A 20,378-nucleotide genomic window follows, 5' to 3' on the forward strand; every position below is an offset into this window, starting at 1 on the left:
CCTACGTAGGATCCCAGTCATACAGATATCGACCCATGTCTGTATGTCGATTCAGAGAGGATCCTTCCTTGAGAGCCAAACACCTGTTGGCCGTCGCCGCGGCCACCATCGCCGCGGCCGGAGCCCTGGCCGTGGCGAGCGGCACGGCCACAGCGGAGTCGCAGCAGGCCGACCCCGCCGCCCTGCCCGAACCCTCCGTCGAGAAGGTCGGCGAACACGTCGACGACCCCACAAAACTGTCCTACAAAGACTCCGACGGCGCCGTCACCGTGTCCCACCCCGGAGCCACCTACGTCAAGGTGAACTTCACGTCGCTGGACCTGGCACCCGGCGACAGCCTCACCGTCTCAGCCCCCGGCGGCACCGAGAAACACACCTACCACGGCGCACCCGGCGACGGACTGCGCAAGACCGACGCCGGATACACCCGCCACGGTGACTCCGGCTTCGCCGCCCTGTCCGTCGAAGGCGACACCGCCAAGGTCACCCTGCACCGCAGCTCCGGCTCCACCGCCAAGGGCGCGGTCATCGAGGGCTACTGGCGCGGCTACGACACCAAGGAGTACGCCAAGGCCAACGCCGACACCCGCAGCGTGTGCGACAACGACGCCCGTCGCGACGTCACCTGCTACGCCGAATCCCGTCCCACCGAGTACGCCAACGCCAAACCCGTGGCCCGGCTGCTCATGGGCGGCAGCGCCTGCACCGCGTTCAGGGTCGGCAACACCAACCGGCTGCTGACCAACAACCACTGCATGTCCGACCAGGGCACGGTGGCATCCTCCGAAACCCAGTTCGGCTACGAGTGCGCCACCTGCGGCGGCAACGACCCGGCCGAACCGACCAAGGTCGGCGGCGAGACCATGGTGTCCACCGACGCCGGACTCGACTACACCCTCTACTCGGTGCAGAACTTCGACTCCATCTCGTCGTTCGGGACCCTGTACGTCGAGGAACGCGAACCCTCCGCCGGTGAGCGCATCTACATCCCCGGCCACGGGGACGCCTCGCCCAAGCGACTGTCCATCTTCGAGGAAGAGGACAACGGCACCGAGTGCTCGATCCAGGAACCCAACCTGGACAGCACCAACGCCGGGTACATGTGCGACACCTCCGGCGGCAACTCCGGTTCCCCGGTGATCGCCGGTGACACCAACAAGGTCATCGCGCTCCACCATCTGGGCGGCTGCCACAACGCGGGCACCCGGATGGCGCTGATCTTCCCCGAGATCTCCGGCGACATCGACAACAACGCCTGATGATCAGTTCTTCCGGTGGCGCCGTGACGAGCGGCGTCACCGGAAACGCCGCTGGTATGGGCGTTACACTCATAGCTTGTCCCACGTACACCACCACTCTAGGAGCGCTGTGGCACGCCGCCTATTCACCTCGGAGTCCGTCACCGAGGGTCACCCCGACAAGATCGCCGACCAGATCAGTGACGGCATCCTCGATGCCCTCCTGACCGAGGACCCCGCCAGCCGGGTCGCGGTGGAGACCCTCATCACGACCGGCCAGGTGCACGTGGCCGGCGAGGTCACCACCGGCGCCTACGCGGACATCCCCTCCATCGTCCGCGAGACGATCCTGGGCATCGGCTACGACTCGTCCAAAAAGGGCTTCGATGGTGCGTCGTGTGGCGTCAGTGTCTCCATCGGATCGCAGTCGCCGGACATCGCCCAGGGCGTCGACAAGGCCCTGGAGTCGCGTGAGGACGCTTCCGACCACGACGCGCTGGACCTGCAGGGCGCCGGCGACCAGGGCATGATGTTCGGCTTCGCCTGCGGCGAGACCCCCGAACTGATGCCGCTGCCGATCGCGCTGTCGCACCGGCTGTCGCAGCGACTGTCGGCCGTGCGCAAGGACGGCACCGTGCCGTACCTGCGTCCCGACGGCAAGACCCAGGTCACCATCGAGTACGACGACCTCAAGCCGGTCAAGCTCAACACCGTCGTGGTGTCGAGCCAGCACGCGCCCGACGTGTCGCTGGACTCGCTGATGACGCCCGACATCGCCGAGCACGTGGTGGCCCCGGAGCTGAAGGCCCTGGACATCGACGTCAGCGACTTTAGGTTGCTGGTCAACCCGACCGGCCGCTTCGAGATCGGTGGCCCGATGGGCGACGCCGGTCTGACCGGCCGCAAGATCATCGTGGACACCTACGGCGGTTACGCCCGGCACGGCGGAGGCGCCTTCTCCGGCAAGGACCCGTCCAAGGTGGACCGTTCCGCGGCCTACGCGATGCGTTGGGTCGCCAAGAACGTCGTGGCCGCCGGTCTGGCCGAGCGCTGCGAGACCCAGGTCGCCTACGCCATCGGCAAGGCGCACCCGGTCAGCGTCCGGGTCGAGACCTTCGGCACCGAGACCATCCCGGTCGCCAAGATCGAAGAGGCCATCGGCAAGGTCTTCGACCTGCGTCCGGCCGCGATCATCCGCGACCTGAACCTGTTGCGCCCCATCTACCGGCAGACGGCCGCCTATGGACACTTCGGACGCGAGCTGCCGGAGCTGTCGTGGGAGACCACCGACCGTGTCGACGCGCTCAAGGCCGCGGTCTAACCAGCCATAGCTTCATCGAACCGCCCGAGGGGTCTCCCCTCGGGCGGTTTCTCACGTCCCGGTGGTGCCCAACAGTGCCAGCGCCACCGGGAACGCCACCACCAGGGTGTGCTCGGCACTCGGCAGCCGCCGCTGGAACCACAGGCCCTGCGCCGGGTGGTAGCGGGCGGCCACGGACCCGTCGGGGGCGGTGAAGTCGCCGTAGCGGCCACTCGGCTCCCACACGACCTCGAACAGCACCGTGTCGTCGGCGCCGAGGATCCGGTGCGCCCGGTGGCGGCGGGCGGTGTCGACGGCGACGCGGCCCAACAGCCCGCCGTGGGGTGCCAGGATCGCGCACGGTGGTGTGGCCCCGGTGGATGGCGGCACCGGCTGCCGGTCGGCGAAGAACAGTGGCGTCCCGGCGGGATCGTCCACACGCACCACGACCCGGCCCAGGTTGTGGTCGGTGCTGAACCAGCCGCGCCACCCGTGTGGCGGCTGTTCGGCGGTGACGGGGGCCGCGGTGGCCACGACACCGCCGTGTCCGTCGCGGTAGGCGAAGCTCCAGTCGGCCGAGCCGCCGGACACGGCCAGTCGCGCGGTGGTGAGCAGAGCGGTCATGGCTTCACGCTAAGCACGGTCGTCTAGGCCGCGTCTAGGTCGCGACCCGATGCCGCTGGCGGGATCGCACGCGTTTTGCGCCAAAGCGGGAAGTCGCGCACGCACCCCGTGTTAGCTTCTGCCTTGGGCGCCAAGTAGACGCGCACACATCGGGGGTGTTGTCACGTGAGATGGACACGACTGTGTTACGCGGCCGGGGCGATGACCGTGGCCGGGGTGGTGCTGCTGCCGGCGGTGGCGGTCGCGGCCGAGGACCAGGTCAGCATCGCCAGCTCGGACGAGAAGATCGAGGCCGGTCAGACGCTCAACGTCACCGTCAACTGCGAGAAGGGCGACGTGAAGGCGACCGTGTGGTACAGCCGCAAGGGTTCCACCGACAAGAACGGCGAGACCAGCGCCAACACCGACGCCGACGGCAAGGCCGACGTCGAGATCGAACTGCCCAAGGACGTCAAGAAGGGCGACTACTCGGTGTCGGTGCAGTGCGGCGACACCAACATCGTCAAGAACGACTTCACGATCATCGTCGTCGAGGACGACAAGTCCCCGTCGCCGTCAGCCTCACCGACCCAGGACAAGTCGATGACGGTTTCCCCCAACACCGTCGCACCCGGCGGCACCATCACCATCACCGGTTGGTGCGACAAGGACACCAAGGACGCCAAGGTCTACTACGGCGCCGCCGACGGTTCCGGGCAGCCGTACACCGAGAAGAGCGGCATCGAAGCCGAAGCCGACGGCAAGGTCAGCCAGTCGCTGGTGGTCACCAAGGACACCAAACCCGGCGAGTACGACGGCGTCCTGTTGTGCTCCGAGGACGGCAAGACCCAAACGGCCGGGTTCACCGTGTCCACCGGCGGCACCACCGCCGGAGACGGCACTACCGCTTCGGGCGGCAACGGCACCATGCTGGCCCTGATCGGCGGCGGCATGCTGGCCGCGGCCGCGCTGGGCGGCGCGATCTACATGCAACGCCGCGGGCTCGGTGTCTCGGCGTAGCCGATCCGGGCCGCGCGGCATCGCCACCGCCTCCGGGCAGCGGATTCCCCGGCCGGTGGCGGTGTGCCTGACGCTGACGGTGATCGCGGCGGCCGGTTGCGGGCTGATGCTGGGGGCGTTGACGCCGCTGCCGAGCACCTCGCCGCAGCCGCAGGCGGTACCGGTCCCGCCCAGTGTGCCGCCGGTGCCGTCGCTGTCGCCCGGCCAAATCGCGCCACCGGGCCTGTCACGGTCGACCCCGACGGTGGTCGATATCGCCGCCATCGGCGTGCACTCGCCGGTCACGCCGGTGGGACTGGACCGCGACGGCACCATCGAGGCCCCCGACCTGGACCAACCGCACCAGACCGGCTGGTACAGCCACGGCCCCGCGCCCGGCCAGATCGGGACGGCGGCCCTGGTCGGACACGTCGACTCGCGGCGCAGCGGCGCTGCGGTGTTCTACGACCTGGGGTCGCTGGAGACCGGCGACTCCATCGTCGTGTCCCGCCGCGACGGCCGCGACGTCACCTTCACCGTCGACCTGGTCGAGTCCTACCCGAAGAAGAAGTTCCCCTACGGGGCGGTGTTCACCAACACCGGCTACGCCGCGCTGCGGCTGATCACCTGCGGCGGGAACTTCGACACCAAGCGCCGCAGCTACACCCACAACATCGTGGTGTACGCGACCATGGCCACCTGAGTCGTCAGCGCGGCGTCGCCGTCTCCCCAACACGTGTCAAGAAACCGTCAAGATCCGCGACGACGCGCCGAAACGGGCGCATAGTGGCTGTGTGCAGCGAACATTCAACCGGCACACCGTGGTGAGCCAGGCGCGAGGCAAGACGTCCAAGGACTGCGACCGCACCGCGGCGCTGGCGGTCATCGTGACCCGGGCGGTGCTGTTGGGAGCGTTGGCGGTGCTGGCGCTGGCCGTCACACTCGACTGACGAGACTGGGCACCGCCGACAGGCCCACCGGTTCCCCGGGCCCGGCGTGCGGCAGCAGGAACGTGCGGATACCCAACTGGGTGGCCGCGGCGTCGGCGAACGAGTCGCCGACCATGAGCGCCTCGTCGGGTTCGACCTCCAGCCGCAGACACGCCTCCCGGAAGATCTCCGGCTCCGGCTTACAACACCTGACCTCATAGGACAGTATCCAGTGGTCGATGAGGTGGTCGAACCCCAGATGCTTGGCCACCGGACGCACGTCGAAACCGATGTTGCTGACCAGCGCGATCGGGATGGCCGCGGCCCGCAACGCCTCCAGCGTCGGGATCGTGTCCGGGTAGGCCACCCAGCCCTCCGGGGAACACAACCGCTCGTACATGCCCTCGGCGAAACCCTCGAACGCGCCCGAGGTCTGCGAGGCCAGACCCACGAACGCCTCCCGGTGGTCTATTTCGGACAGGTCCCGGTCGGCCCAGGCCTGCGCGAAGTACGGCAGCACCTTCGCCGGTTGCCCCGAACCCACCCAACCCAAGGCGCCCAGGGCATCGCCCAAGACGGTGGCCCGGTACTGCGGCAGTGTGACACCGGCGGCCGCGGCGGCGTGCTCCACCGACACGCTGGGTGACTCGACCTGCGCGAGCGTGCCGTGGAAGTCAAAAAGGACAGCACGAATCGGCCGAACGGTGGTTGCGGGGCCGGTGTCGTCTGGGTTATTCGGGAGCACGGAAGGGACAATACCCATCGCCGCGCGGCCGACCGCGCAGTGGCCCGCGGGTGTTTCCTAGTCCGTGTGTCGGCCAGGTCGCACACTACTCTTGCGGGCATGACAACTCCGCGTCCGCGCGAACGCCCGGCTGACACGGCGGACAAGGGCACCGACTCACCGGCGACGCGCTACGCCGCGGCACGCTGGCGGTCGCAGTTCCCTCAGCTCGCCGATTTCTCCTCCCGGCTGTCCTTCGACCTGGACGACTTCCAGATCGAGGCCTGCCAGGGCCTGGAACGCGGCTCCGGGGTGCTGGTGTGCGCCCCCACCGGCGCGGGCAAGACGATCGTGGGGGAGTTCGCCGTCCACCTGGCGTTGTCCAAGGGCCGCAAGTGCTTCTACACGACACCCATCAAGGCGCTGTCGAACCAGAAGTTCCACGACCTGGTGGCCGTGCACGGCGCCGACAAGGTGGGCCTGCTGACCGGCGACACCGTCATCAACGGTGAGGCGCCGGTGGTGGTCATGACCACCGAGGTGCTGCGCAACATGCTCTACGCCCGCTCGGCCACCCTGGAGGGGCTGGGCTTCGTGGTCATGGACGAGGTGCACTACCTGGCCGACCGGTTCCGCGGCGCCGTGTGGGAGGAGGTCATCATCCACCTGCCCGCCTCGGTGAGCCTGGTGTCGTTGTCGGCGACGGTGTCCAACGCCGAGGAGTTCGCCGACTGGCTGGTGTCGCTGCGCGGCCACACCGAGGTCGTGGTGTCCGAGCACCGTCCGGTGCCGCTGTGGCAGCACATCATGGTGGGCCGCCGCCTGTTCGACCTGTTCGCCACCGAGGGCGACGACCGCACCGAGGTGCACCCGCAACTGATGCGCCACATCCGGGAACAGGAACGCCGCCTGGGCTACGACCGGCGCGGCCGGATGCGCCGCCCGAGGCCGCCGTACCGCAGCGACGTGATCGCCAAGCTCGACTCCGAGGCGCTGCTGCCCGCGATCGTGTTCATCTTCAGCCGGGCCGCGTGCGACGCGGCCGTCAGCCAGTGCCTGCTGGACGGGCTGCGGCTGACCGACCCGGGCGAGGAGGCCGAGATCGCCCGCGTCGCCAACGCCCGCGTCGCGCACATCTCCACCTCCGACCTCAACGCCCTGGGCTACTACCCGTTCCTGGACGGGCTGCAACGCGGCCTGGCCGCCCACCACGCGGGCCTGTTGCCGGTGTTCAAGGAGATCGTGGAGGAGCTGTTCGCCGCCGGCCTGGTCAAGGTCGTGTTCGCCACCGAGACCCTGGCGCTGGGCATCAACATGCCCGCCCGCACCGTGGTGCTGGAGCGGCTGGTCAAGTACAACGGCGAGGAACACGTCGACCTGACGCCGGGGGAGTACACCCAGCTGACCGGCCGGGCCGGACGACGCGGCATCGACATCGAGGGCCACGCGGTCACCATCTGGGGCGCCGACGTCGACCCCCGGCACGTGGCGGGCCTGGCCTCGACGCGCACCTACCCGCTCAACTCCAGTTTCTCGCCCTCGTACAACATGGCGATCAACCTGATCGCGACCCTGGGCACCGACAAGTCCCGGGAGTTGCTGTCGTCGAGTTTCGCGCAGTTCCAGGCCGACCGCACCGTGGTGGGCCTGGCCGAGCAGGCCCGCGCCGCGCGCCGCGCCGCCGGCGAGTTCGACCCGTTGATCTCGTGCGACCGCGGCGACTTCGAGGAGTACTTCGCGTTGCGCATGGCCGCCACCGACCGCGAGAAACGCGCGTCGCGGCAGCGCAAGGCCGACGCCCGCACCGACGCGCGCGCCTCACTGGCGCGACTGCGCGTCGGCGACGTCATCCGGATCCCGGCCGGTCGCCGCGCGGGCCTGGCCGTCGTGCTGGATCCCGGTCTGTCCCGGGCGGGCCGCGACGGCGAGCAGCGTCCGCTGGTGCTGACCGAGGCCCGCTGGGCTGGCCGGCTGGCCGGTTCGGCGTTCCCGCAGGCGGTGGAGGCGCTGGCGCGCATCAAGGTGCCCAAGCACTTCAACCACCGCAACCCGGCGCTGCGGCGTGACCTGTCGGCGGCGTTGCGGGCCGCGGCGGCCACGGCACCCGGCGCGGTGGAACGCGGCCGTCGGCGCCGCGCCGGTGACGACCCGGAGCTGGAGAAGCTGCGGGCCCAGTTGCGGGCGCACCCGTGCCACGAATGTCCCGACGTCAACGAGCACGCCCGCCAGGCCAACCGCAGGCAGCGGCTGCTGTCGGACTACGAGCGGCTGCAAACGAAGGTCAACCGCCGGTCGGGTTCGCTGGCGCGCACCTTCGACCGGGTGCGGGACATGCTCAGCGACTACGGGTACATCGCCTCGGGCACCGTCACCGACGCCGGGCGGGTGCTGTCGCGGATCTGGTCGGAATCGGACCTGCTGGTCGCCGAATGCGTCCGCGAGGGCGTGTGGGACGGCCTGTCGGCACCGGAACTGGCCGCGGTGGCCAGCATCGTTTTGTACGAGTCGCGGCGTGACGCCGACATGTCACCCGCGCTGCCCAAGGGCAATGTCGCCTCGGCGGTGGCCGCGACGCTGCGACGGTTCGACGCCATCCACGCCGACGAGTCGAGGCACGGCCTGAGCCTGACCGGCGAACCCGACCTGGGGTTCGTGTGGCCCATGTACCGCTGGGCGCGGGGCGAACCTTTGGCCAAGGTGCTGGCCGCCGGGGACGGCCCCGACGGTTCGATGCCCGCCGGTGACTTCGTGCGCTGGGCTCGCCAGACCATCGACCTGTTGGGGCAGTTGGCTTCGGCGGCGGGCCCGTCCTCGCCGCTGTACTCGACGGCGCTGGCGGCGGCCGACGCCGTGCGCCGGGGCGTGGTCGCCGACAGTTGAGGCCAGCCTCGGCCTCAGCTGCCTTGCCGCAGGTGGCCGAGGACGGTGTCGAGTGCTTGGGTCACGGCCTGGCGCGACTGCTGCGTGTGGTCGGCGAAGTCGAAGCCGTGCTGGCCGTCGGGGACTTCGATGACGGTCAGGTTCGCGTCGGCATTCGAGGCGGCTGCCCGGAACCGGGTCACCGCCTCGGCCAGGTCCTCGCGTTCGCGTCCGGCGTTGGACAGCACCACCGGCAACCGTCCCGCGTGGGCGATGGCGTCGATGGGCCGCATCCGTTGCGGGATACCGAAACCGCGCACGTCGTCCAGCATCGGGTACGTCAACGCCAGGCACCGCAGCCACGGCGGGGGCTCGCGCAGGTAGTCCGCCGACAGTGGACCGCCGCCGGAGAAGTGCCACAGCGACAGCCGGTCGCCGTCGACGCGGGGATGTTCGCGCACGGCGTCGATGACGGCGTCCAGTTTCGCCGCCGAGGCGTCGTAGTCGGGTTCGTCGCCGGAGGAGTGGGTGAACACCACCCCGGCGGCGCCGCGTTCGGCGGTGGCGCGGCCGTAGCCGAGGTACACCGGCCACACGCGCGGTCCCGGCCACTCGGACGGGTAGGGCATGCCGTGCACGTAGACCACGGCCGGGACCTGCCAGTCGCCGTCGGGCAGGTAGACGTCGATGTCGTCGCCGATGGGGTCGGGAGCCAGGTCGGGGGTGGAAAGGACGAAGGGTGCCTTCGTGGGCGGGATCTGGTTCACACCGACTACTCTACGTCGCCACGCTCCACAATCTCCACTGTGCCGTTTCCGCCGTCGACGCGGACGCGGTCGCCGTCGTTGATGCGGGTGGTGGCGTCGCCGCAACCCACGACGGCCGGGATCCCCAGTTCCCTGGCCACGATGGACGCGTGGGACAGGGAGGCCCCGATGTCGGTGACGACCGCGCCGAGCCTGGGGAACACCGGGGTCCAGCCGATGTTGGTGATCTTGGTGACGAGGATGTCGCCGACGTCGATGCGGTGGGCCTGGCTCATGTCGGCCACGACCCGGGCGACGCCTTCGACGACGCCGGTCGACCCGGCGGTGCCCACGACGGTGTCACCGCGCGCGGCGGCGCCCGCGTTGGGTGCGGCCAGGTCGCCGCGCCGCGCCGGATCGGCGGCCCATGCCTCGGGGTCGAACGCGCCCCGGATCCAGGTCGGGTACACCGGCAGGGTGCGGTAGTGGTCGTAGGTGGCGCGACGGGCGGGCACCCGGGCGGTGGCGGTGTCGTCGCCGTCCAGCAGGGCCTCGATCTCCTCGAACTCGCAGAAGAACACGTCGTCGCCGTGGCCGGTGATCTCGCCCAGCCGCAGCAGGAACTCGCGGGTCACCCACGCGACCCGCACGGCTTCGGAGCGGGCGGCCTCGCGGGCGCGCACCGCCTCGGTGGCGGCGTTCATGCGTTTGGCCAGTGCGGCGACCTTGCCGGGGTGGTTGGCGGTGAAGCGTTTCATCGCGGCGTCCTTGGCCTCGGTCTGGCGGGCCAGCAGCGCGTCGACGTCGGGGGCGTCCTTGAGCCCGGCCAGTTGCGCGTCGAGCCAGTTCGGGTCCTCGGCGGGGCGGGGCGCGTACATCTCCATCTCGTCGGGGCAGCGGTGTCCCCACCGGGCGATGTAGGTGTCGGCGTCGATGTCGCCGTCGGCCAGTTGCCGCAGGCCCAGCAGCGGGCCGAGGCTCGCCAGCGATTCAGTGGTGGTGTGGGCGCCGGTGACCAGCGCGTTGGCGTCGGCGTCGTCGACGTACTTGAGCAGCCAGGGCCGCAGTTTGGCCAGCGCGTTGCCGTTGACGCGGCCTCCGGCGGCCAGCATCCGGGGCGCGTCGTGTCCCAGCCCGACGCATTGGTTCGTCCAGACCTCGGCCAGCTCGGCGACGGTGGTGGCGGCTGCGATCGCGGTGCGGGCGGTGTCGCAGCGCGCCGGGAACTTCGCGACGTAGTCGTCGAGGTTCTTTTGGTAGTGCTTGACCTCGGCGGCGAAGCGGCGCGCGTCGGGCAGCACCAGCCGGATGGTCTTCCACCACGAGAACGGCGGTCGTGGCATGCCCGCGGCGGCCGGTGGTACGCCGAAGGCCAGCGCGCCGGCCTTGCGCATGAGCGAACCCATGCCCAAAGCCTTGGCCACCCCCATCAGCAGGCTGTAGTTGATGTACAGGCGGCCGCCGATGTTGCCGCACACCCGGTGCTCGCCCAGTCCGGGGATGGCCATGGCCGCGCCCAGGTTGTTCTTGGTCATCGACCAGGTTATGGGGGTCATGATGCTGGGGACGGCTTCGGCCACGTTGGACGCCGTCCACAGGAAGTCGCCGTTCAGACTGTCGTTCCACTCCTCGCGCGCGACGGGTGCGGCGGCCAGGTTGGTGATGGGCCGGGCCTGCAACACCGTGAAGGCGCCGTCGGCGAGGGCCCATTCGATGTCCATGGGCTGGCGGTACAGCGCGACGACGCGGGCGCCCAGCGCGGCCAGCCTCGCCGCGGCTTCGTCGTCCAGGACCGGGAGACCGCGTTGGTCTTCGGGTACGTCGGTCTCGACGGTGCCGCCGTCGACGCGCACCGTCTTGACAGTCTTGTCGGCGATGGTCTGGTCGACGACGGCGCCGCTGTTGGCGTCGACGGTGATGGTGTCGGCCGAGACCTTCCCGGACACGACGGCCTCACCGAGGCCCCAGGCGGCGTTGATGATGATCTGGTCGCGGGCGCCGGTGACGGGGTTGGCGGTGAACATGACCCCGGCGGCTTCGGCGTCGATGAGTTCCTGCACGACCACGGCCATCGACACGTCGTCGGCGGCGATGTCGTTGCGGGCCCGGTATTCCACGGCCCGTTCGGTCCACAGTGACAGCCAGCAGCGTTTGACAGCGGCGGTGACGGCCTCGACGCCGACGATGTTGAGGTAGGACTCCATCTGCCCGGCGAACGACGCCTCGGGCAGGTCCTCGGCGGTGGCCGAGGACCGTACCGCGACCGCCGCACCGCTCAGGGTGGCGTAACCGGCGGCGATGGCCTCGGCTACCGCGTCGGGCATGGGCGCGGCCTCCAGCAGTTCGGCCACCGTCCGGCACGCCTCAGCCAGTGCCTTGGCGTCGGTGACGTCGATGCCCGCCACGATGGAGTGTGGATTCAGGCCGGAGGTGAAGGACTCGTAGGCGGCGGTGGTGACGTGGAATCCTTGCGGGACCGGTAGTTTGGCGCGGGCCATGATGGCCAGTGACGCGCCTTTGCCGCCGGTGTTGTGGGTGGCGGCGGCCTCGGCGTCGAGCCGAAGCCACAAAGGATGCTGTGGCATCCGTGGAGTCTACGAGTCGTTCAGCCGGATGGCGGCGTCGCGCAACACCTGTGTGACGTGGAGGGTCTGGCGCAGTTCGTCGGTGTCGAGTTCGCCGAGGATCTTGCGGAACTGCGACAGGCCGTTGTCGGTGATCTCCTCCATCAGGTCCAGGCCCTCGTCGGTCAGCGACACCCGCCGGATCCGGCGGTCGTGGACGTCTTCGGTGCGGCGCACCAGATCCTGGGCGACGAGGCGGTCGACGATGCCGGTGACGGTGCCCAGTTTGACGCCCAGGCGTTCGGCCAGTTCCTGCCCGGCCAGGTCGTCCTGTGTGGTCAGGATGATGAGGATCTTGAACTGCTGCATCGTCAGCGACGACGCCAACAGCGGCATTGTCCGGTCGTGGGCGAAATGCCGCGCCATGTCCCGTTGCAGGGCCGAGATGTTGGAGATCAGTTCTTCGCGCTCATCCTGAGTGACCACGGCAACACCTCTATAGACAGTTCGGCAAACCTGAGAAAACACTGAGATGCGAATATTTCGCATCATACGAAATGTTAATGTCGGTTCGACCCCGAAGTCAACCCTCCAATCCGTAAGGGGAGTTTCCCATGACCAGACTGGCCAGGCTGAGCCTAGCCAATCGCAGTCTTGTCATCATGATCGCGGTGGTGCTCACGGGCATCGGCGCGTATGTGATTCCGCAGCTGAAGCAGCAACTGTTCCCCTCACTGTCACTGCCGATGGCCACGGTGGCCTCCGGCTACGCCGGCGCTTCGCCGCAGATCGTCGAGGAACAGGTCACCAAGCCCATCGAGAACAGCCTGAAGAACCTGGACGGTGCCGAGGAAGTCACCTCCACCTCCAGCGAGGGCATGTCGCAGGTCAGGGTGGCCTTCGATTACGACCGGGAATCCGACGAGATCGTCTCCGACATCCAGGAGGCCGTCAACAAGGTCGAAGCCGAGCTGCCCGACGACGTCGAGCCGCGGGTCATCGCCGGAAGCACCGACGACATCCCCGTGGTGGCGCTGGCGGTGTCCAACGGCGACGACAGCGACGACGGCGAGGCCAAGCTGCTGGACAAGCTGGAGACCACGGTGGTCCCGGAGCTGGAAAGCGTCGACAACGTCAAGGAGGCGCAGGTCACCGGTGCTCGTGCCGAGCAGGTGACCATCACCCCCGACACCGAGGAGATGACGAAGAAGGGCCTGTCGCCCACCGCCATCCCCACGGCGCTGGAGGCCAACGGTGTCTCGGTTCCGGCCGGGACGCTGACCGAGGGCGACAAGTCCATGAGCGTCCAGGTCGGCGAGAGCCTGAAAAGCGTCGAGGACATCGAGAACCTCTACCTGACGCCGGGAGCCTCGGCCTCGGGCGGCCAGTCGCAGCAAGGCGGGGGCGGCCAGGCCGGTGGACAGGCGGGCGGCCAACAGGGCGGTGCCGCCGCCGCGAAACCGGTGAAGCTGGGTTCGGTGGCCGAGGTGAAGAAGGAGCCGGAGACGGCGACCTCGATCACCCGCACCAACGGCAAGGAGAGTCTGGGCATCTCGGTGACCATGACCTCCGACGGCAACGCCGTCAACATCTCCCACGACATCGACGCCAAACTCGACGACCTGAAGGACACTTTGGGCGACGAGGTCGAGATGTCGGTGATCTTCGACCAGGCGCCGTCGGTGGAGAAGTCCATCGACGACCTGACCACCGAAGGCGGACTGGGTCTGCTGTTCGCGGTCCTGGTCATCATGATCTTCCTGCTGTCGCTACGTTCCACACTGGTCACGGCGGTGTCGATTCCGCTGTCGGTGGTCATCGCGTTGATATCACTGTGGATCGGCGACTACTCGCTGAACATGCTGACCCTGGGCGCGTTGACGATCTCGGTGGGCCGGGTCGTGGACGACGCGATCGTGGTCCTGGAGAACATCAAACGCCACCTCAGCTACGGCGAGGCCAAACGCGAGGCCGTCATCAACGGTGTCCGTGAGGTCTCCGGCGCGGTGACGTCGTCGACGTTGACGACCGTGGCGGTGTTCCTGCCGATCGCGTTCGTGTCGGGCATGGTCGGGCAGCTGTTCTCCTCGTTCGCGATCACCGTGACGGTGGCGCTGCTGGCGTCGCTGATCGTGTCGCTGACGGTGGTGCCGGTGCTGGCGTACTGGTTCCTGAAGGCCCCCAAGGGCGACAAGGTCGCCGAGGTGCGCGCCAAGGCCGAGGAGCGGGAACTGCGCAGTCCGTTGCAGCGCATGTACGTGCCGGTGCTGCGGTTCGCCACCCGGTTCAAGGCCGTCACGATCCTCATCGGCATCGGTGTGCTCGTGGGTACCTTCGCGTTGATCCCGGGCCTGAAGACCAACTTCCTGGACTCCTCGGGTCAGGACACCACGCAGATGAGCCAGACCCTGCCGGTGGCCACGTCCCTGGGCACCACCGACAAGGCCGTGGAGAAGGTCGAGGAGATCCTGGCCGAGGCCAAGGACGACGGCGACCTGAAGAGCTACCAGGTCTCCATCGGCGGCGGCAACGCCTTCTTCGGTGGCGTGGGCGCCAAGTCCAACAAGGCCAACTACACGATCACCGTGGCCGACGCCTCCAAGACCCCACAGGTCGAAAAGGACCTGCGCGACAAGGTCGAGGACCTGTCCGGCGTCGGTGAGATCACCGTCGGCGCGCAGGGCGGCGCCGAGGCCACCGGCGGCAACGCCGTGGAGGTCATCGTCAAGGGCAGCGATACCGACTCCCTCGAAGAGGCCGCCTCGCAGGTCGAGGGCGTCGTCGAGGACGTCAAGGGCACCAGCGACGTCACCTCCAACCTGGAGGACGCCGCGCCCCGTGTGCAGGTGACCGCCGACAAGGAGAAGGCCGCCAAGGCCGGTTTGACCGAGCAGGCGATCGGGCAGTTCGTGGCCCAGCAGGTCCACGGCGCCCCGGTCGGTGAGATCACCATCAACGACACCGCCAGCGACATCATCCTGGCCGGTGACGACAAACCGGCCGACATCGGCGAGATCAAGGATCTGAAGATCCCGACCGCGACCGGTGAGAAGAAACTGTCCGATGTGGCCAAGGTCGAGAAGGTGGACTCGCCCGCCGAGATCAGCCACATCGACGGCGACCGCACCGCGACGGTGTCGGCGGTGGCCGATGTCTCCGACCTGGGGGCCATCACCACCGACCTGAACACGGAACTGAAGGACCTGGATCTGCCGGAGGGAACCAGCTACGAGGTGGCCGGTTCCAGCCAGGACCAGGAGGAGGCCTTCGCCGACCTCGGTTTGGCGATGCTGATCGCCATCGCCTTGGTGTTCATGGTGATGGTGGCGACGTTCCGCAGCTTCGTGCAGCCGCTGATCCTGCTGGTGTCGATTCCGTTCGCCGCGACCGGTGCCATCGGGATGCTGAAACTGACCGACGTGCCGCTGGGCGTGCCGGGCATGATCGGCCTGCTGATGCTCATCGGCATCGTGGTGACCAACGCGATCGTGTTGATCGACCTGATCAACCAGTACCGGGCGCAGGGCATGGGCATCCGTGAGGCGGTGATCGCCGGTGGCCGCAGGCGCCTGCGACCCATCCTCATGACCGCCATCGCCACGATCATGGCGCTGATCCCGATGGCGATCGGGGTGACCGGCTCGGGCGGGTTCATCGCCCAGTCGCTGGCGATCGTGGTCATCGGTGGCCTGGTGTCGTCGACACTGTTGACGCTGCTGCTGGTCCCGGCGCTGTACACGATGGTCGAACGGATCAAGGAACGGTTCCGCCGCAAACCCAAGTCCGGCGACGACGCGGCCGCGCCGCAGTCGAAACCCGAACCGGCCGCGGTGGGGTAGCAACCCCGCTCGAAGGGAAGGCCGCGGTTCGAAGAAACCGGCCCCGGTCGCGTATCGCACGCGACCGGGGCCGGTCGCTATCCCTGCCCGACGCGGTTTCGCGCCGTTGGCGTAACGGGGCGATGGCGAGGGCCAGCGCCATGTCCTGGTCGGCGGCGAGGAACGGGACATGGCCCGCGATGAGGACCCGGCTGCGGATGCGCCCGTGACGGTGTTGGTCTAGGCGAACAGGTGCCGGTGGCGGCGGGTCCATTCGATGCGTTGTTCGAGTTCGCGCACGTACCCCTGTGACGCCCAGGTGGCCTGCGGTTCGTGCCCGTCGGCGGCCAGCGCGCGCACCAGTTCGGCGGTGTCGCGCTGCGCGGTGATGACCGCGTCGACCATGCCCTCGGTGGAGGTCAGTCCGTAGGAGCGGCAGAACCGTTCCAGTCGGCGGCGCCGGTTAGGCGGGTGGGTGTGGGACATGGCGGTGTGGGCTTCGGCGTCGTCGCGAAACGGGGTGACGAACTCCAGTGCGTAGGCGACGTCGTGGCGTCGGGGCGCGGGGTGGGCGAAGTCCCAGTCGATGATGCCCACCGGTTTGTCGCCCTGCCATACGACGTTCCAGGGTCCGAAGTCGCCGTGGCAGATGACCTCGCCCGGGCTGGGGGAGCCCGCTCCGGTGGCCCACACGGTCCCCGCGGTGGGGGTGTAGTCGGCGATGGCGTCGTGGTAGTCGCGCAGCAGGGCGGCGAAGGCGCTCAGGCCGGAGTCGGTGACGACTTTGGCCCAGCCGTCGGGTCCGGATTCGCCGGGGATGTAGGTCAGGATCTCGCGTCCCTGGTCGTCGATGCCCCGGGCTCGGGGAGCGGGGACGAAGCCGATGGCCTCCAGGTGGTCCAGGAGGGCGTGGATGGCGGGTGTCCAGGGCTGGACGGGCCTGCGGACGGTGTCGCCGACGCGCACCACCCGCCGATGGGATTCGGCCTGGAGGAGGACTTCGTCGGGGGCCACCTATTCGAGACTAATCCAGTATATAAGCAATATATATCGACTCCGAGGTAAACCTCGTCCTCACCCAGCACCACCATCGCACGTCACCGCCCTGCGATCTCACCCCTCACAGCCCCCACGCGGAAGGGGTCGCACCGCTTGTGCGCGCTGTGGCGGGCGGGCGGTGTTTTGCTGTGGCTCACCCCTTGAGGTTCATAGTGGAAGGGTGGTGCCAGGCGTGAACGAGTTCGATTCCGTCGTGGTTTCGCCGGTGGTGGCCGGGTTGGCGGAGCGGGTGATGCGTCAGCATTATTCGACCGCGGACGATTGGTGCGGGTATTGCCTGTCGCGTCGCCGGGTGCGGGTGCGCTGGTCGTTTTGTGAGCCGTATCAGCGGGCGGCGTATATCGCTGATTCGTATCGGCAGCAGGCGGCCGGTTAGCTGTTGCCGGTGGCGGCGGTGAGGGCTTCGCGTAGCCGGTTGAGGCTGTTGGCGAGGCCGTAGGTGTCGCTGAGGGTTTCGACGGCTTGCGGGTCGGCGGGTTCGGGTCGCAGGCTGGGGTCGATGTCGGGCACGGGTGCGTCGTTGGCGGTGCGCACGACCTTGACCGCGGCGTCGAGGTATTCGCCGGATTCGGTGAGGGCTTTGCGGACCCGGGGTGCCATGGTGGTGGCCGGGTCGGCGGCGGCCGCGCGGGCGTCGGTGAGGTTGCCGTGGGTGGTGATGAGGGTGGCGGCGGTCTTGTCGCCGATGCCCTTGACGCCGGGCAGGCCGTCGGAGGGGTCGCCGCGCAGGACGGCGAAGTCGACGTACTGGTCGGGGTGGACGCCGTGGCGAGCCACCAGTGCGGCGTCGTCGAGGGTTTCGGCTTTGGCGATGCCGCGTCCGAAGTAGATGACGCGGATGTCGTTGTCGTCGTCGATGAGTTGGAACAGGTCGCGGTCGCCGGTGGCCACACCGACGGGGCCTTTGGTGGTGGTGGCGAGGGTGGCCAGGACGTCGTCGGCTTCGTAGCCGTCGACGCCGATGACGGGGATGCCCCAGGCGGTGAGCAGTTGGGTGATGATGGCGACCTGGTGGGGTAGGGCGTCGGGTTCTTCTTCGCCGCCGTTGTCGGCGAGGCGGTGGGTTTTGTAGCTGGGTAGCAGGTCGACGCGCCAGGCGGGGCGCCAGTCGTTGTCGACGGCGCAGGCCAGGCCGGTGGCGTTGTGGTTGCGGATGAGGGTGGCCAGTCCGTCGATGAAGCCGCGTACGGCGTTGATCTGGGTGCCGTCGGGTCCGCGTAGGGAGGAGGGCAGGCCGTAGAAGGATCGGTACCACAGCCCGGGGGCGTCGACGAGGACCAGCATGGGGGTAAGCCTGCCACACGCCTCACCTGAATAAGCGTTAAGCTCGCGGGTGACGAGAAGGCCACTAGCCAAGGTGCTTGAAGACTTTCATGACTGTGCAACGTTTTTTCCCTAGCGACGAGGCTAGGGCCATTGTGGAGTTGGCGCGGGATATCGCCGAGGGCGAGTTGGCGCCGCGGGTGAACGAGTTCGAGGCGCGGGGTGAGTTCCCGCGGGAGGTGTTGCGCAAGCTGGGCGCGGCGGGGTTCCTGGGTCTGCCGTACCCGGAGCGCTACGGGGGCGGCGGGCAGCCGTATGAGGTGTACCTGCAGGTGCTGGAGGAGCTGGCCTACCGGTGGGTGGTGGTGGCCGAGGCGGTCAGTGTGCACACTCTGGCGTGTTTCCCGGTGGCGGAGTTCGGCACCGACGCGCAGCGCGAGCGGTGGTTGCCTCAGATGGTGGGTGGGGACACGTTGGGTGCCTACTGTCTGACGGAGCCGTCGGGTGGTTCGGACGCGGCGTCGTTGTCGACGAAGGCGGTGCGTGACGGGGACGGGTTCGTGGTGGAGGGGACGAAGGCGTTCATCACGCACGCGGGGGTGGCGGATTTTCATTCGGTGTTCGCGCGCACGGGTGGTCCGGGTGCCCGGGGGGTGTCGTGTCTGGTGCTGCCGGAGGGTACGCCGGGGGTGGTGCCGCAGCGGCTGGAGCACAAGATGGGGTTGAGTGCGTCGCCCACGGCGCAGATCGTGTTCGATGGGGCTCGGGTGGGTTCTGATTGTCTGGTGGGTGAGGAGGGTCGGGGTTTTTCGATCGCGATGGCGGCGTTGAACGCGGGCCGGTTGGGGATCGCGGCGTGTGCGGTGGGGTTGGCGCAGGCGGCGTGTGATTACGCGACGCAGTACGCGCGGGGTCGTCGGCAGTTCGGGTCGCCGGTGATTGATTTTCAGGGGGTGGGGTTCATGTTGGCCGATATGGCCACGCAGATCAGCGCGGCGCGGGCGTTGGTGTCGCATGCGGCGCGGTTGCGTGACGCGGGGCGGGGTTTTCGGGTGGCGGCCGCGCAGGCGAAGTTGTTCGCCACGGATGTGGCGATGCGGGTGACCACGGATGCGGTGCAGGTGTTGGGTGGGTACGGGTATGTGTCGGATCATCCGGTGGAGCGGTATTTCCGGGAGGCGAAGGTGTTGCAGATCGTGGAGGGCACGAATCAGATCCAGCGGTTGGTGATTTCGCGGGCCTTGGCGCAAGGCGGGGGTTAGGCGGCGATGGGGACGCCGGCGAGGATGTCGGCGAGGTAGTCGTCGAAGCTGGGGTAGGTGGTGTTGACCATGTGGCGTGCCCAGGCGGAGCGTTCGTGGACGAGGGCGGGTAGTTCCCACAGGCAGCCGGTGGCTGGTGGTGGTGTGGTGGTGAAGCCGCGGGGGTTTTTGGTGGCGCGGGCGTGGGCGAGGTGGTGTTCGCTGGTCCAGGTGTAGGTGTTGAGGTGGATGGCTTCGTCTTTGTCCTGGTGGAGGATGGCCACGGTGGCTGGTGGGGTGGGGCCTGAGTGGTCGGGTAGTAGTCGGGGTAGGTGCCGGTAGGCGGCGGTCTGGATGTGGGCGGGTATGGGCGTGGTGTCGGGGGTGAGGTGGTAGCGCTTGATGGTGCGGCCGGCGATGATGACCGGCGGCAGGTGGGTCATGTATCGCTGGGTGTAGGTCATGGGTGTGAGGTTATGGCGGGGGTGTGACACCACCCCCGGCTGGTGTCCTTAGTGGCCTGTTGTGTGTGTCGGCGCGGTGGACGACGAACCGGTACATTGATGAATGTGGAAGATCTTGACCTGGCCATTGTGGCCGCGCTGACGGCTGATGGGCGCATGTCGTTCACGGATTTGGCGGCGCGGGTGGGTTTGTCGACTTCGGCGGTCCATCAGCGGGTCAAGCGCTTGGAGGAGCGGGGTGTGATCGCGGGTTATACCGCGAAGATCAACTATGAGGCGTTGGGTTTGCCGTTGACGGCGTTCATCGCGATTCGTCCGATCGATCCGGCGGCTCCGGATGACGCGCCGCAGCGGTTGTCGGGGTTGAGTGAGATCGAGTCGTGTCATTCGGTGGCGGGCGAGGACTACTACTTGTTGAAGGTGCGGGTGTCGGGGCCGGCGGCGTTGGAGGATCTGTTGGCGAAGGTGCGGTCGGTGGCGGGGGTGACGCACCGTACGACGATCGTGTTGTCGACGCCGTATGAGGGTCGGGCGCCGCTGTTAAGGGGGGATCGGGTCGCGGGCTGGTAGG

18 protein-coding genes are annotated in these 20,378 nt (G+C 68.5%); 10 read left to right on the forward strand and 8 right to left on the reverse strand.

Features of this window, described 5'->3' with window-relative positions:
* Nucleotides 1-68: 68 nt before the first annotated feature.
* Both SNAS_RS15585 and metK read left to right on the forward strand, forming a co-directional pair.
* A complete protein-coding gene (locus SNAS_RS15585; protein ID WP_013018402.1) occupies nucleotides 69-1,259 on the forward strand; it encodes a trypsin-like serine peptidase in 1,191 nt (396 codons plus the stop codon).
* 109 nt (nucleotides 1,260-1,368) lie between these two features.
* A complete protein-coding gene (gene metK, locus SNAS_RS15590; RefSeq protein WP_013018403.1) occupies nucleotides 1,369-2,559 on the forward strand; it encodes a methionine adenosyltransferase in 1,191 nt (396 codons plus the stop codon).
* A gap of 51 nt (nucleotides 2,560-2,610) precedes the next feature.
* Here metK and SNAS_RS15595 read toward each other — a convergent pair whose 3' ends face one another.
* Nucleotides 2,611-3,162, reverse strand: a complete 552-nt coding sequence (locus tag SNAS_RS15595) for a hypothetical protein (protein ID WP_013018404.1) — start codon at nucleotides 3,160-3,162, stop codon at nucleotides 2,611-2,613.
* Between the two features lie 165 nt (nucleotides 3,163-3,327).
* On the opposite strand from SNAS_RS15595, the gene SNAS_RS32845 reads away from it, so the two are divergent.
* The 3 genes from SNAS_RS32845 to SNAS_RS35750 all read left to right on the forward strand — a co-directional run bounded on the left by SNAS_RS32845 (nucleotide 3,328) and on the right by SNAS_RS35750 (nucleotide 5,090).
* On the forward strand, nucleotides 3,328-4,161 hold the full coding sequence (locus SNAS_RS32845) for a hypothetical protein (RefSeq protein ID WP_144300504.1): 834 nt from the start codon (nucleotides 3,328-3,330) through the stop codon (nucleotides 4,159-4,161).
* The gene (locus tag SNAS_RS15605; RefSeq protein ID WP_211207396.1) at nucleotides 4,148-4,843 is read left to right on the forward strand and encodes a class F sortase; all 696 of its coding nucleotides are present in this window, start codon (nucleotides 4,148-4,150) and stop codon (nucleotides 4,841-4,843) included. The genes SNAS_RS32845 and SNAS_RS15605 overlap by 14 nt, the downstream gene beginning before the upstream one ends.
* Nucleotides 4,844-4,934: 91 nt before the next feature.
* Complete coding sequence (locus SNAS_RS35750; RefSeq protein WP_013018407.1) at nucleotides 4,935-5,090, forward strand: hypothetical protein; 156 nt, start codon at nucleotides 4,935-4,937, stop codon at nucleotides 5,088-5,090.
* On the opposite strand, the gene SNAS_RS15610 is transcribed toward SNAS_RS35750, so the two are convergent.
* Nucleotides 5,077-5,832 carry an HAD family hydrolase gene (locus SNAS_RS15610; RefSeq protein ID WP_083787125.1) on the reverse strand — a complete coding sequence of 252 codons (756 nt, stop codon included), beginning with the start codon at nucleotides 5,830-5,832 and terminating at the stop codon, nucleotides 5,077-5,079. The two genes, SNAS_RS35750 and SNAS_RS15610, sit on opposite strands and share 14 nt — an antisense overlap.
* Before the next feature lie 81 nt (nucleotides 5,833-5,913).
* Here SNAS_RS15610 and SNAS_RS15615 point away from each other — a divergent pair, with 81 nt between their 5' ends.
* Nucleotides 5,914-8,673: a DEAD/DEAH box helicase gene (locus SNAS_RS15615; RefSeq protein ID WP_013018409.1), complete on the forward strand. Its 2,760-nt coding sequence runs from the start codon at nucleotides 5,914-5,916 to the stop codon at nucleotides 8,671-8,673.
* A 14-nt stretch (nucleotides 8,674-8,687) separates the two neighbouring features.
* Here SNAS_RS15615 and SNAS_RS15620 read toward each other — a convergent pair whose 3' ends face one another.
* The 3 genes from SNAS_RS15620 to SNAS_RS15630 are packed head-to-tail and all read right to left on the reverse strand — an operon-like array spanning nucleotide 8,688 to nucleotide 12,448.
* Nucleotides 8,688-9,419 carry a dienelactone hydrolase family protein gene (locus SNAS_RS15620; protein ID WP_013018410.1) on the reverse strand — a complete coding sequence of 244 codons (732 nt, stop codon included), beginning with the start codon at nucleotides 9,417-9,419 and terminating at the stop codon, nucleotides 8,688-8,690.
* A 5-nt stretch (nucleotides 9,420-9,424) separates the two neighbouring features.
* The gene (locus tag SNAS_RS15625; protein WP_013018411.1) at nucleotides 9,425-11,983 is read right to left on the reverse strand and encodes a PEP/pyruvate-binding domain-containing protein; all 2,559 of its coding nucleotides are present in this window, start codon (nucleotides 11,981-11,983) and stop codon (nucleotides 9,425-9,427) included.
* Between the two features lie 9 nt (nucleotides 11,984-11,992).
* Nucleotides 11,993-12,448 (reverse strand): MarR family winged helix-turn-helix transcriptional regulator, encoded by a 456-nt coding sequence (locus tag SNAS_RS15630; protein WP_013018412.1) that lies wholly within the window; start codon nucleotides 12,446-12,448, stop codon nucleotides 11,993-11,995.
* Nucleotides 12,449-12,576: 128 nt separating this feature from the next.
* Between SNAS_RS15630 and SNAS_RS15635 the strand changes: the two genes are divergently transcribed.
* A complete protein-coding gene (locus SNAS_RS15635; protein ID WP_013018413.1) occupies nucleotides 12,577-15,801 on the forward strand; it encodes an efflux RND transporter permease subunit in 3,225 nt (1,074 codons plus the stop codon).
* 219 nt (nucleotides 15,802-16,020) lie between these two features.
* Here the strand turns inward: SNAS_RS15635 and SNAS_RS15640 are convergent, their stop codons facing one another.
* Nucleotides 16,021-16,794, reverse strand: a complete 774-nt coding sequence (locus tag SNAS_RS15640; RefSeq protein WP_013018414.1) for an aminoglycoside phosphotransferase family protein — start codon at nucleotides 16,792-16,794, stop codon at nucleotides 16,021-16,023.
* Between the two features lie 217 nt (nucleotides 16,795-17,011).
* On the opposite strand from SNAS_RS15640, the gene SNAS_RS15645 reads away from it, so the two are divergent.
* On the forward strand, nucleotides 17,012-17,215 hold the full coding sequence (locus SNAS_RS15645; RefSeq protein WP_041624934.1) for a hypothetical protein: 204 nt from the start codon (nucleotides 17,012-17,014) through the stop codon (nucleotides 17,213-17,215).
* On the opposite strand, the gene SNAS_RS15650 is transcribed toward SNAS_RS15645, so the two are convergent.
* On the reverse strand, nucleotides 17,212-18,123 hold the full coding sequence (locus tag SNAS_RS15650) for a 5'-3' exonuclease (protein WP_013018415.1): 912 nt from the start codon (nucleotides 18,121-18,123) through the stop codon (nucleotides 17,212-17,214). The genes SNAS_RS15645 and SNAS_RS15650 overlap by 4 nt on opposite strands.
* 89 nt (nucleotides 18,124-18,212) lie before the next feature.
* On the opposite strand from SNAS_RS15650, the gene SNAS_RS15655 reads away from it, so the two are divergent.
* A complete protein-coding gene (locus SNAS_RS15655; RefSeq protein ID WP_013018416.1) occupies nucleotides 18,213-19,364 on the forward strand; it encodes an acyl-CoA dehydrogenase family protein in 1,152 nt (383 codons plus the stop codon).
* Here SNAS_RS15655 and SNAS_RS15660 read toward each other — a convergent pair.
* A complete protein-coding gene (locus SNAS_RS15660; RefSeq protein ID WP_013018417.1) occupies nucleotides 19,361-19,807 on the reverse strand; it encodes a hypothetical protein in 447 nt (148 codons plus the stop codon). The two genes, SNAS_RS15655 and SNAS_RS15660, sit on opposite strands and share 4 nt — an antisense overlap.
* Before the next feature lie 105 nt (nucleotides 19,808-19,912).
* Between SNAS_RS15660 and SNAS_RS15665 the strand changes: the two genes are divergently transcribed.
* Nucleotides 19,913-20,377, forward strand: coding sequence for an Lrp/AsnC family transcriptional regulator (locus tag SNAS_RS15665; RefSeq protein WP_041626255.1), 465 nt, complete (start codon nucleotides 19,913-19,915; stop codon nucleotides 20,375-20,377).
* Nucleotide 20,378 lies beyond the last annotated feature (1 nt).

Source organism: Stackebrandtia nassauensis DSM 44728, assembly GCF_000024545.1.
Lineage (GTDB): Bacteria > Actinomycetota > Actinomycetes > Mycobacteriales > Micromonosporaceae > Stackebrandtia > Stackebrandtia nassauensis.